The following is a 12,603-nucleotide window of genomic DNA, read 5'->3' as shown; positions in this document are numbered from 1 at the left end:
AGTCAGGATGGGTCTCATGCGTCTTGTTTTCCGGGCTTTTGCCGGGCTCGCCCTGAGCCTGTGTGCCGGACTGGCCAGTGCCCAATCGACGCCTGCCCTGCAAGGCGAACTGCACATTCCGGTGCGCTATGAGACGCTCGAGAATGGCCTGCGGGTCGTGCTGGCGGAGGATCATACCGTGCCGACCGCCACGGTCGCCGTCTATTACGGGGTCGGCTATCGCAATGAGCCGCGCGGCCGCACCGGCTTTGCCCATCTGTTCGAGCACGTCTTCTTCGCCGGATCGGAGAACCTGCCGGAATCGGTCTTCTACTACTTCATCTCGGGCATGGGCGGCATCGCCAATGGCTCGACACGGCTGGATTTCACCAATTATTTCGGCGTGGTTCCGGCCAATGCCCTGGACGCCTTCCTGTGGGCCGAGGCCGATCGCATGGCGGCGCCAACGATCAATGCGCAAATCTTCCAGCGCGAGCGCGACGTCGTCCGCAATGAGATATTCGTCAATGTCCAGAACCAGGCCTATGGCGACTGGACCTGGATCGACCTGCCCATGGTGGCCAATGAGAATTGGCACAATGCCCATAATTTCTATGGCGATCTGAGCGATCTCGACGCAGCCACGGTCGAGGAGGCGCGCGCTTTCTTCGAGCAGTACTACACGCCGCGCAACGCGGTCCTGGTTGTTGCCGGCAGTTTCGATACCGACGACACGCTGGCTACGATCCAACAGTATTTCGGCGATATTCCTACCGGACCCGAACTGCCGGAAATCGACGTCTCCGAACCGCCCCAGACAGAAGAAAAAAGGGCGGAGATGACCGATCCTCTGGCCACCGAGCCGGGGCTGGCCATCGCCTATCACATGCCCGAACGCGGCACGCCGGACTATTTCGCCATGATCCTGATCGACCAGATCCTGGTGCGCGGCGGCGATGCCCGCCTCCGCCAACGCCTGGTCGACGAGCTCGGCTACGGCACCCAGATTTCCGGCGGAATCAATCTACTGGGCAATGTGTTCAATTATGACGGTCCGATGCTGTGGACCGCCAGCATCATCCATGATGATGCGGTGGGGTCGGATCAGGTCCGAACCGATTTTGATCAGGTGATCGACACTCTGCGCACCACCCGGGTGAGCCGTCAGGAGCTCGCTGCAGCGCGCAGCAAGTTTCTCACCGAATTCTATTCCAGCCTCGACTACTCCACCCGCTTCGGCGTAGTCGATCTCTTGGCAAGCTTTGCGCTGTTCGACGACGATCCAAGCCGTATCAACCGGATCGAGGACGGCTTTGAGCAGGTGACCCCGGAGCTGATCCAGCGCACCGCACAGACCTGGCTGAGGCCGCAGAACCGGACCGTCCTGGAGTTGCGTCCTGGCGGCGTTGACGCGGCGACACCGGCAACCGAAGAGGCCGATTGATGGTGCGCGTCCTCCTCCTCGCCGCCTTCGTCGCGCTGCTGTCCGCATTGGCCAGCTTGGCGGCCGTGGCCGATGAGCCGGGCCGCGGCCCGCGACCACCTGCGCCCGGTGAGCCCATTCCCTTTGAACTCCCCGCCAGCCAGACCCTGACCCTGGAGAATGGTCTGACCGTCACCTTCGTGCCCTGGGGCATGACACCGACGATGGATGTGATCGTCTCGGTACGGGCGGGCAATATCGATGATGGTGAGCAGACCTGGATCGCCGACCTGACGGCCGCCATGATGGAGGAGGGCTTCGCGGGCCTGGACCGGGCCGAGATCGGGGCCCGTTTCGGGGCGATGGGCGGCTCGCTCAATACGACCGTCACCCAGTCCAGTACGCTGATGGGCAGCTATGTCCTGGCCGAGCATGGCGAAGCGGCGCTGCATCTGATCGCCGACGCTGTGCGCCGGCCCGACTTCCCGGCCGAGGCGCTCGAGCGCATCCGCTCCGGCATGTCACGCGACATTGAAAGACGCCGCACGGAACCGGGAACCCAAGCCTTTGTCACGGCCTTCCATTCCCTTTTCCCGGAAGGTCATCCTTATCATTTCGGTCTGCCGCGGCCGGGCCAGATCGACCGCTATTCGGTCGAGGATGTTCGCGATTTTCACGCCCGCCATTTCAGCGCCGGGCGAACCCATCTCTACATCGCCGGCCGTTTTGATGTGCAGGAGATGGAGGCCGCTGTGCGCGACGCCTTCGGTGACTGGCCGCGCGGTGCCCCGGATGCCGCCCCGCAAGCGGTGCCGGCACGTGGCCCGGTCGTCCACCTCGTGAACCGCCCTGGCGCGCCACAAAGCACGGTTCACCTTGTCTACCCGGTCGGCAGCGTGATCTCGAAGGATGCCACTGCGATCTCGATCATGGATGCGGCACTGGGCGGCGCCATCGCCTCGCGTATGCGCGAGGCCGGCTGGTCCTACTCGCCGACCAGCTTCGTGCAATGGACCCGTGGCGGCGGCATGTGGACCTATACCGATGATATCGACACACCGCGCACCCTGCTCGCCCTGACCGCGGTCTTCGACACCATCGGGTCGCTGCGCCAGTACGACTGGGACATGGAGAGCACGCGCCGCTGGCTCGCGAGCCGTTTCGTGATGTCGGCGGGATCATCCTACGGCCTGCTGGAACATCTCGGCTTGAGGGACAGTTTCGGTCTCGATCACGATTATCTGGACCAGCGTGTCCAGACCCTGATGGGCACCAGCGATCGCGAAGTGAGCGCCATCGCCCGGGCCTATCTGCGCGATGACCGCTTCACCCTCGTTATCGTCGGCGATCTGGACCGGATCGAGGATGATATCCGCGGCATGCCCAGCCTGCGCCTGGCCGATATTGTCCGCCACGAGGCCGCCCCGACGGATTAAATCTTCGTCATGACAGTTTGACCCGCTCGAGCGGGAGGGCTTTGATACAGTCTTCCAACACGGCTATTGCAGTCACGAGCGGGGATATCATGAAAGTTTACAGAGGCTTGGCGACCGGATTCGGCGCACTCCTCCTGGCGGCCTGCCAGCCGGCGAGCGCGCCGGATGACACGGCATCAACCGATACGGCACCGGCAAACATGGCCGAGACCAGCCTCTCGACCGATTTCACCGTCGATGTCAGCTATCACGAGCTCGACAATGGGCTGCGTGTTGTCCTGTCCGAGGATGACAGCGTGCCGACCGCGACCGTGGCTGTCTATTACGGCGTCGGTTTCCGCAATGAGCCGCGCGGCCGTACCGGTTTTGCGCATCTGTTCGAACACCTGATGTTCGCCGGGTCGGAAAATCTGCCACATGGCGCCTTCGACACGCTGATCTACGGGTCCGGGGGCGTGAATAATGGCTCCACCCGCTATGACTTCACCAATTACTATGAGGTCGTGCCCTCCAATGCCCTGACAGCGGTGCTGTGGGCCGAGGCTGACCGCATGCGGGCGCCCAATTTGGACGAAGCCCAGCTCGACAATCAGCGCGAGGTCGTGCGCAATGAGGTCTTCGTCAATGTGATCAACCAGCCCTATGGCGGCTGGATCTGGATCGACCTGCCGATGGCGGCCAATGAAAACTGGCACAATTCGCACAATTTCTACGGCGATCTGACCGATCTCGACGCCGCCAGCCTGGAAGACGCCCAGGCCTTCTTCGACCAGTTCTACGCCCCCAATAACGCCGTCATCGTGGTCGCCGGCGCCATTGATCGCGACGAGACGCTGGCGACGATCGAGCAGTATTTCTCCGCCATTCCCGCCGGGGACGCCCTGCCCGAGATCGACACGTCGGAACCGCGCCAGGAAGAAGAGAAATTCGCCGTTCGCGAAGATGAGCTGGCCAATCAGCCCGCCCTCGCCGTCGGCTATCACATGCCCGAGCGCGGCACGCCGGAATACTACGCCATGATCCTGATCGACCAATTGCTGGTCCAGGGCGATGACAGCCGCCTCAACCAGTCCCTGGTCAATGAGGAAGGCTTCGCCTCCGGCGTCTTCGGCGGCATCAACCTGCTCGGCAATGCCTTCAACTATAACGGCCCGATGCTGTGGACGGTCGGCATGATCCACGACAGCGAGTTCACCGTCTCCGACGTCATGACGTCGCTGGATGCCACGATTGAAGGCGTGCGCACGGATCTGGTCAGTGAGGCGGATCTGGAACGCGCCCGCACCAAGCTGTTGTCGGATTTCTACGGTACGGTGGACACCGCCACCCGCTTCGGCCTGGTCGACCTTCTGGCCTCCTTCGCGATGTTTGATGACGACCCCAGCCGGATCAATCGCATCACTGAAGGCTTTGAACAGGTGACGCCCGAATTGATCCGCGCCACCGCGCAGGACTATCTGCGCCCGACCAATCGCACCGTGCTCGAAGTCCGCCTCGCGGACGAAGACGGCACTGAGTGACCAGGACCCCGGAAGGAATGAGACAGATGACCATTCGACTTTTCCAGGCGGCCCTGTCGGCTGCCAGCCTCGCCCTCCTGCCAAGCCTCGCCCAGGCCCAGCAACCCAGCGAGCAACCGCCCATCGGTGAACCGGTTCCTTTTGAACTGCCGGAAACCCGTAATTTTACGCTCGATAACGGGCTGGAGGTGACCTTCATCCCCTTCGGCCTGGCGCCGACGGTGAACCTTTCCCTGCAAGTCCGCGCCGCCAATCTCGATGATGGCGCCCAGACCTTTCTCGCCGACCTGACCGGCGCGATGATGGAGGAAGGCGCGGGCGGACGCTCGGCTCAAGAGGTCGCTACCGAGATTGCCGCCATGGGTGGCGCGCTCAATGTCGGTGTCGGTCGCCATACGACCAATATCGGCACGGGCGTGCTCAGCCAGTACGGTCCCGACGCAGTCGCCCTCCTGGCCGATCTCGCCCTGCGTCCGAATTTCGACGAGGCCGAGTTCGAGCGGGTGCGCGCCAATCTGGTGCGTGATGTGGATGTTCAGCGCGCCCAGCCGGGCTCCATCGCGACCGAAGCCTATCGCCGCATCCTGTTCGGTCCGGACCATCCCTACGGCAATACCCTGCCCCGTGAAGAGCAGTTGCGCGGCTATGAGATGGCCGATGTGCAGGCCTTCTACGACGCTCATTACGGCGCCGGCCGGTCACGCCTCTATGTCGCTGGTCATTTCGACGAAGCCGCCATGGAAAGCGCTATTCGCGAGGCCTTCGGTGACTGGGCGCGCGGCACGGCCGACACGGCGGCCAGCGCCCCGGCCAGCGCCGGTCCGATCGTGCAATTGATCGATCGTCCGGGCGCCCCGCAGACCACCATCCGCCTCGGCTTCCCCATCATGGGGATTGGCGATGAGGACGCGCCGGCCTTCGAGGTCATGAATGCGCTCCTCGGCGGATCCTTCACCTCACGCCTCACCCGCAATCTGCGCGAGGACAAGGGCTATACCTATTCGCCCGGATCCGGTGAAACCTGGACGATGGATGGCGGCTTCTGGACCTTCAATGCCGATGTCACCGCCGCCGACACGGCTGCCGCCCTGCGTGAGACCTTCAACGAGATCACGCGCCTGCAGAACGAGACCCCGCCGGCCGACGAGGCCGGCGGCATGCGAAACTGGCTGGCCGGCATCTTCATCCTGCAGAACGCCTCGACCGGCGGGCTGATCAACCAGCTCGGCCAGCGCGACCTCTATGGTCTGCCGGATGATTATCTCGACCAGTATGTGCCCAATATCCTCGCCGTCAGCGATGAGGATATTTCGGCCATGGCGCGCGAATACCTGCCGCTCGACCAGATGGTTCTGGTCCTTGTCGGTGACCTGTCCGTGATCAGCGAGGACGTCCGCGCCTTGCCGGAAGTCGCCGCGGCCGAGATCCGGGAATAGGCGGAGCCGATTGGGGGACAGGTAGAATTAGCGCCACGCGTTCATTCTACCTGTCCCCATTTCACTCGATATCCTGCGCGAACATGATGCGGTGACCGTCCGGCGTCCTGACGCCAAACTCGCGCATGCCCCAAGGCTGGTCGGTCGGCGGGAAAAGAATGTCGACCCCGGGCCCGGCAATCTCGTCATGGAAGGCCTTCACATCCTCCAGCTCGACATAGGCGAAAAACTGGTGGTCCCCCAGCTTCGCGGGCGGGATGGCATCAACACAATGACCGATCCGCAGATAGCAATTATCGCGGCGCAGGAAGGCCCAGCCCTCCACCTCGATCCAGTGTTCAAAGCCCAGCTTTTCAACCCACCAGCGCGCGGTGGACTCCAGGTCATTGACCGCCAGAACATAGGTGGATCGTGTCACGCGTGTCGTCATGGCTTGCTCCTTTGGCCCGAGCCGCCTAACCGGAGGGTCCGGCATACCGTCCGGCCATTCTGACAGGAAGCATCATGACGGGCACCCCCCGGCTCGACGATCCGCACGCTTTCATCCGGCAGACCTGCGCCCTGATGGCCCCGCCCCTGGTGCCGGAGGTCTCGCTCCATTTGGCCGTCGAGACGGTGGCCATCTGGGAACAGACGGAGGAAGCGCTGGGCGAAATGGGCCTGCCACCGCCCTTCTGGGCCTTTGCCTGGGCCGGCGGACAGGCACTCGCCCGCTATTGCCTCGACAATCCCGACATCGTCGCCGGCAAGCGCGTTTTGGACTTTGCCGCCGGGGGGGCCGTGTCCGGCATCGCTGCCAAGAAGGCCGGTGCCAGCTCGGTCGAGGCCTGCGAGCTGGACGCGTTTGCCATCGCCGCGATCGAGAGCAATGCGGCGGCCAACGGGGTCGCGCTGACGGCCCGGCTGGATGATCTGGTCGGCACGGATGAGGGCTGGGATGCAATCCTCGCCGGCGATGTCTTCTACGAAGCAGAGCCGGCGCGCCTGATCGGGGGCTGGCTGGAGACGCTCAACACGCGCGGTGCGACCGTGCTGATCGGCGATCCCGGCCGTTCCTTTCTGCCCCAGGACAAGCTCGAGCGTCTGGCCGAATACACCGTCCCGGTCACGCGGGACCTCGAGGACCGCGAAGTCCGGCAGGCCAAGGTCTGGCGCTATCTCTGACATTCCCCCCGCCTGAAGAATCAAACCAGTATGAAGCATGGCCCGCGCTCGCGCCGTTGACCGGCGATTATTCCTCCTGCTCGAGATTGCCGCCCGGAAACTCAACCGGGATGCCGATGCTCGCCTGAAATCTGTCGCCGGCGTGACCTCGGCCCAGGCGGCCGTACTTTTCCTGCTGGGGCGCCGCGGCGAACGGCGCATGGGCGATATCGGCGAGACGCTTTCGCTTCATCCGCCGGCTGTCACCGGACTGGTCAACCGCATGGAAGCGCTGGGCCTGGTCACCAAGACCGTCTCCGCCAGTGACAAGCGCTCGGCCGTTGTTTCGCTGACCGAGAAGGGCCGGGCCCTCGGCGATACGGCCGATCACATCCTGCGCGATCTCAATACCGAGCTGGAAGCGCGCCTGGGGGAGGATGACAGCGACATGCTGCACCGCGTCCTGACCCGCCTCGCGGTCGATATCTGACAACAGGGCCGACCCGGCCAGATTGACGTTTACGTCAACTGATTCAGGGTGTTCAGCCGCCCCGCTTTTGCTCTAGGCTCCCGCAAAACATCACAAGGGAGGCTCGCGTGAGCGAACTGGTTTTGGTCGAGACTGCGGATCGTATCCGCACCATCCGTTTCAATCGTCCTGAGAAAAAGAATGCTCTCACCCAGGACATGTACACCGCCGCCGCCATGGCTCTGGAAACAGCCGACGCAGACCCGTCGGTCCGCGTCAGCATCCTGACCGGCGCCGAGGGCGTCTTCACAGCCGGCAATGACATTGTCGACTTCACCCAGCGCCCGCCGGAATTCGGTGAGCACGATACGCCGCCGGTGCGACGTTTCATGATGGCGCTGCTGAAGGCCGAGAAGCCGGTCATCGCCGCCGTGGACGGCCTGGCCATCGGCATCGGTGTCACCCTGCTCCTGCACTGCGACCTCGTGGTCGCCTCCGACCGGGCCGTCTTCAAGACGCCTTTCGTCGATCTCGCCCTCGCGCCGGAATACGCCTCCTCCCAGCTCATGCCGCGTATTTTCGGCCATGCCGTCGCCGCCGAACTCCTCCTGCTGGGCGACACCTGGGATTCCAATCGCGCCCGCGAGACCGGCCTGGTCAATCGCGTCACCGAGCCCGCCAAAATGGAAGAAACCGCACGTTTCATGGCCGCGATCCTGGCCGCCAAGGCGCCGAGCTCGCTGAAGGCTTCCAAGGCGCTGATGCGCACGCCGGCCGAGAGCATCGAGGCCCGCATGGACCGCGAGAACGCCATCTTCGCCTCGCAACTGCAATCGCCGGAATTTGCCGAAGCGGCCGCGGCCTTCCTGGAGCGCCGCGCTCCGGATTTCGACAAATTGGGCTGATCAGGCCAGACTGCACGCGGGGATTTCAGGGGAAACATCATGAAGAAGCGCTACATTCTTGGCGGCACGCTGGCCGTCCTTCTGGCCGCCGGTGTCACGGCCCTCAACCTGTCGCCGATCGGCCGGATCTACCTGCCCTCGGGCACCGGCATCGTGGCCAAGCAGATGTGTTCCCTGACCTGGGTGTCCGGCCTTGAGTCCGATCAGGCTTATGACTTCTATCTCGCCCCCCTCCTGGGCGATGCGGGCAGTCTGATCGGCTATGACATGGATGAGGAGAATCGCGAGGTCACATCCTCCGTGCTCGGCCTGTTCTGGCATCAACGCGCCGTCTGGCGTGACGGACTGGGCTGTACGCTGGTCCATGGCGGCGCGGATTTCGACCCCGATCTGGCCGTTCCGGTAGAACAGGACTTCATCCCGCTCGAGCTCGACGCGACCCACCGCGATCAATGGTTCGACACGGAGGCACTGGACGCCGCCATCGCCGACGCGTTCGATAATGTCGAAGCTGACAGCCGGCAGACACTCGGCGTCGCCGTCCTGCACCAGGGCCGCCTGGTCGCCGAGCATTATGCGCCGGGCGCCAGCCGCGAGACGCGCTTTCACGGCTGGTCGATGACCAAGAGCACAATGACCACACTGGCTGGCGCCCTGGTCGAGGAAGGCCGTCTGGACATCCATGCCGAGGGCGCTGTCCCGGCCCTCGCCGAAATCGACGATATCCGCCTGTCGGAGATCACCATCTCCCACCTCCTGCGCATGGCCGGCGGTCTGGCCATCGCCGAGGACAATAGCGGCACCGACCCGAATTCGGAGATGCTCTTCACCCAGTCCGACATGCCGCGCTATGCGGCGACACGCGAACGCCTGCACGCGCCGGGCGATCACTGGCAGTACATGAGCGGCAACACCATCCTCGCGACCGACACCATGCAGCGCCTGCTGGGTGACACCTTGCGGGAACAGGTCACCGGGCTGCGCGCGCGCATTTTCGAACCGCTGGGCATTTATTCCGCGATCATGGAACCGGGTGAGAACGGCGTCTTCCAGGGTTCGTCCTACATGTATGCCACCGCCCATGACTGGGCCCGCCTGGCCCTGCTCTACATGAATGACGGCATGGTCGATGGCGAACGCCTCCTGCCGGAGGACTGGTATGACATCGTCGCCGAGCCGACCCCGGGTTCGAACGGCGAATACGGGATGGGCTTCTGGCTGCCCAATGAGCGCTCCAGCCTGCCGGCCGACACCATCATGATGAGCGGTTTCCAGGGCCAGTGGGCCTATGTCATGCCGGAACAGGACCTGGTGATTGTGCGCTTCGGCGCGACCATGGGCGTAAACTCACGCTCGGGCGGGCTCGCCCTGGCCGTGCTGGACTCGCTTCAACCGCCGGTAACGGAGCCGGACGCGATTGTCGGGGAGACATCGGAAGACAGCCCGACGCCTGACGAATAGCGGGTCTGGATGATCACCTAGGCGGCGACGCAGAGCGGCGGCGTCTCGGCAATCATGCCCTGCATCAAGGCCTGACGAATGTGCTGGCTGACCGCGAAGGGACCGGCGCGTTTCTCATTGATCGCGCTGGCCAGCGTACAATTGGCTCGCGAGTCGGGGGTATGAGCCACCGCCCAGGTTTCGAACTGGCGGCGCAGGACCGGTACAAATTCCAGTACCTGCAGGTCAAAGATCCGCGGATCGCCTTCGGCGCACTGATGGTAGGCGCAAAGATCTGGACTAGCACCTTCAATGACTTCGAGCAGAAGGCCCGCTTCGACAACCAGTCCCCCGGTCAGCCCGTCATCGACACTGGTTTGAAGGCAGCACGCCAGAAGCGATCCAAGCTCACCGGTCAAGGCGACACGCCCTGTCTCAACCGTCGTACGGGCCGCGAGGACCATTCTGTGCAGCATGCGGGCATCCACTTCCATTGTGCAGGGCTCGCGATTTAGGCCAAAATTTTGAAAATCTTTTCAAGAATTTGAGCCGGATTTGTCTCGAATTCAGTTCAAATTTTTCCGATCCCGGGCAAGTCTCTGGCCCTGCGGCAGAAAGCGGGCTGGACTTTCGCCGGTGAAGTTGCAGTTTCGGGAGCATAACAAAGCAGGACCGCCCGCATGGCCTACAAGTCGCTTCGCGAATTCATCGACCAGCTCGAGGCCGAGGGCGATCTCGTCCGTGTCACCACGCCGGTTTCGACCGAGCTGGAAATGACCGAGATTCACAAGCGCACCCTGCATGCCGGCGGCCCGGCCATCCTGTTTGAAAATGTCATCAATGAACGCGGCGAAAGGAGCGAGATGCCGTGCCTGGTCAATCTGTTCGGCACGGTCAAAAGGGTCGCCCAGGCGGTCACGCTGGGCGGCGAGGCCCGCACCACCGGCGCCGAGCTGCGCGAAGTTGGCGAGCTTCTTGCCTTCCTGCGCCAGCCCGAGCCACCGCGTGGGCTGAAGGAAGCCGCCGAACTCCTGCCGCTCGCCAGGACCGTGATGTCGATGCGGCCCAAGACCGTCAAAAAGGCGCCCTGCCAGGACGTGGTCCTGACCGGCGATGATATCGATCTCGACCGCCTGCCCATCCAGACCTGCTGGCCCGGCGAACCCGCCCCGCTCATCACCTGGCCCCTGGTCGTCACCAAGGGTCCGTCAGACGACAAGCAGGATGATTTCAATCTCGGCATCTACCGCATGCAAAAGCTCGGCAAGGACCGCACGCTGATGCGCTGGCTCAAGCATCGCGGCGGCGCCCAGCATTATCAGCGCTGGAAAGACACCAAGCCCGACCCATTGCCCGCCGCCGTCGTGCTCGGCGCCGATCCCGGCACCATCCTCGCGGCGGTCACGCCGATCCCGGACACGCTGTCGGAATACCAGTTCGCCGGCATATTGCGCAGCAAGAAGGCCGAGCTGGTCGACTGCAAGACGGTCCCGCTCAAAGTGCCGGCCGAAGCCGAGATCATCCTGGAAGGCCATGTCCTGCTCGACGAATACGGCCCGGAAGGCCCCTATGGCGACCACACCGGCTACTATAATTCCGTCGAGCATTTCCCGGTCTTCCAGATCAGCGCCATCACCATGCGCACGGATCCGATCTATCTGACCACCTATACCGGCCGTCCGCCGGACGAGCCGGCGGTGCTGGGCGAGGCCCTCAACGAGGTCTTCATTCCGCTCCTGCAGCAGCAATTCCCGGAAATCCTCGATTTCTGGCTGCCGCCGGAGGGCTGTTCCTACCGCATCGCCGTGATCTCGATGAAGAAGGCCTATGCCGGCCATGCCAAGCGCGTGATGATGGGCGCCTGGTCCTTCCTGCGGCAATTCATGTACACCAAATGGATCATCGTCGTGGACGCGGACATCAATGCGCGCGACTGGAAGGATGTGATGTGGGCCGTCTCGACCCGCATGGACCCGGCCCGCGACATCGTCACGGTTGAAAACACCCCCATCGACTATCTCGACTTCGCCTCCCCGGTCTCCGGCCTCGGCTCCAAGATCGGGCTGGATGCGACCAACAAGACCGGCCACGAGACGACGCGGGAATGGGGCGAAAAGCTCGACATGGACGACAAGACCAAGGCGCGGATCGACGCGATCTGGGGGGAATTGGGGATTGAGTTGGGATGACTTCGGTCCGCGCGTAGCGCCCTAATCCTTGTCATCCCTGACGGACGCCCGGCGCAGGCCGGGCGAAGATCAGGGACCTAGCTGGTCGAACACTTGGGTCCCCGCCTTGCGTCCGGCCTTCGCCGGACATCCAGCGGGGATGACAAGCTCGCAGACCGGGCGTTTATCCCCGCGATTACCACACGCACCCGTCATCCTGACGCAAGTCAGGAACCAGTCTCGCAGGCCCGATTTGGCCAATCTTGGCAACAACTTGTGTCGCAATCTGGGTCCCGGCCTGCGCCGGGATGACGGTGTGTGGGGCGAAAAACTTATCCCCACCCCCTCGGCGCCAGCGCATACTCCCCTTGTTCCCGCGTCACCTGAGGCCCGGATTGGTTATCCGGGGGCGTGGGGAGGACGGAGCTCGTCCGGTTGGGTGGATTTGACCACCATCCGACCCGGCGTGGCCATCGGCAGGACGGCGGCACAAAGCTCGACCGTTTGATCCTGTCGGTTTCGAGACGGGGCCGGTAACGGCCTTGAGTAAATCTCCGTGTGCGAGGTGCCCCCGGCGCCACCTACACAAATTCCATAGCAAGGCACCGGCAAGGCACCTCGCACCCCTCTACGGCCCACACCGCCAGGCGAAATCGTCATGGCGCGAATGGGCGCGTCACCCTT

General features: G+C 63.5%; 11 protein-coding genes. 9 read left to right on the top strand and 2 right to left on the bottom strand.

Translation table 11 applies throughout. From position 1 onward, the window contains the following. Positions 1-16: 16 nt before the first annotated feature. The 4 genes from Q0X62_RS07390 (at position 17) to Q0X62_RS07375 (ending at position 5,794) form a co-directional block, all read left to right on the top strand. Positions 17-1,423, top strand: a complete 1,407-nt coding sequence (locus tag Q0X62_RS07390) for a pitrilysin family protein (RefSeq protein ID WP_297733449.1) — start codon at positions 17-19, stop codon at positions 1,421-1,423. Next, positions 1,423-2,838 (top strand): pitrilysin family protein, encoded by a 1,416-nt coding sequence (locus Q0X62_RS07385; protein WP_297733447.1) that lies wholly within the window; start codon positions 1,423-1,425, stop codon positions 2,836-2,838. Before Q0X62_RS07390 ends, Q0X62_RS07385 begins: the two co-directional genes overlap by 1 nt. Positions 2,839-2,927: 89 nt before the next feature. Then, complete coding sequence (locus tag Q0X62_RS07380) at positions 2,928-4,358, top strand: pitrilysin family protein (RefSeq protein ID WP_297733444.1); 1,431 nt, start codon at positions 2,928-2,930, stop codon at positions 4,356-4,358. Positions 4,359-4,384: 26 nt separating this feature from the next. Further along, positions 4,385-5,794: a pitrilysin family protein gene (locus Q0X62_RS07375; RefSeq protein WP_297733442.1), complete on the top strand. Its 1,410-nt coding sequence runs from the start codon at positions 4,385-4,387 to the stop codon at positions 5,792-5,794. A gap of 61 nt (positions 5,795-5,855) precedes the next feature. Here Q0X62_RS07375 and Q0X62_RS07370 read toward each other — a convergent pair whose 3' ends face one another. Further along, a complete protein-coding gene (locus Q0X62_RS07370) occupies positions 5,856-6,224 on the bottom strand; it encodes a VOC family protein (RefSeq protein WP_297733439.1) in 369 nt (122 codons plus the stop codon). Positions 6,225-6,298: 74 nt separating this feature from the next. Here Q0X62_RS07370 and Q0X62_RS07365 point away from each other — a divergent pair, with 74 nt between their 5' ends. The 4 genes from Q0X62_RS07365 to Q0X62_RS07350 all read left to right on the top strand — a co-directional run bounded on the left by Q0X62_RS07365 (position 6,299) and on the right by Q0X62_RS07350 (position 9,772). After that, positions 6,299-6,958: a methyltransferase gene (locus tag Q0X62_RS07365; protein ID WP_297733436.1), complete on the top strand. Its 660-nt coding sequence runs from the start codon at positions 6,299-6,301 to the stop codon at positions 6,956-6,958. Between the two features lie 37 nt (positions 6,959-6,995). Continuing rightward, the gene (locus tag Q0X62_RS07360; RefSeq protein WP_297733434.1) at positions 6,996-7,427 is read left to right on the top strand and encodes a MarR family transcriptional regulator; all 432 of its coding nucleotides are present in this window, start codon (positions 6,996-6,998) and stop codon (positions 7,425-7,427) included. 107 nt (positions 7,428-7,534) lie between these two features. Then, a complete protein-coding gene (locus tag Q0X62_RS07355) occupies positions 7,535-8,311 on the top strand; it encodes an enoyl-CoA hydratase-related protein (RefSeq protein ID WP_297733431.1) in 777 nt (258 codons plus the stop codon). A gap of 39 nt (positions 8,312-8,350) precedes the next feature. Then, entirely contained in the window at positions 8,351-9,772 is a 1,422-nt protein-coding gene (locus tag Q0X62_RS07350; protein ID WP_297733428.1) for a serine hydrolase, read from the top strand. 17 nt (positions 9,773-9,789) lie between these two features. Here Q0X62_RS07350 and Q0X62_RS07345 read toward each other — a convergent pair whose 3' ends face one another. Next, the gene (locus Q0X62_RS07345) at positions 9,790-10,227 is read right to left on the bottom strand and encodes a BLUF domain-containing protein (protein ID WP_297733425.1); all 438 of its coding nucleotides are present in this window, start codon (positions 10,225-10,227) and stop codon (positions 9,790-9,792) included. Positions 10,228-10,431: 204 nt separating this feature from the next. Here Q0X62_RS07345 and Q0X62_RS07340 point away from each other — a divergent pair, with 204 nt between their 5' ends. Next, the gene (locus Q0X62_RS07340; RefSeq protein ID WP_297733422.1) at positions 10,432-11,940 is read left to right on the top strand and encodes a UbiD family decarboxylase; all 1,509 of its coding nucleotides are present in this window, start codon (positions 10,432-10,434) and stop codon (positions 11,938-11,940) included. Positions 11,941-12,603 lie beyond the last annotated feature (663 nt).

It is taken from the genome of uncultured Maricaulis sp., assembly GCF_947259345.1.
Lineage (GTDB): Bacteria > Pseudomonadota > Alphaproteobacteria > Caulobacterales > Maricaulaceae > Maricaulis.
The sequence above is the reverse complement of the archived record's forward strand: the minus strand, read 5'-3'. Positions and strand labels throughout refer to the sequence as shown.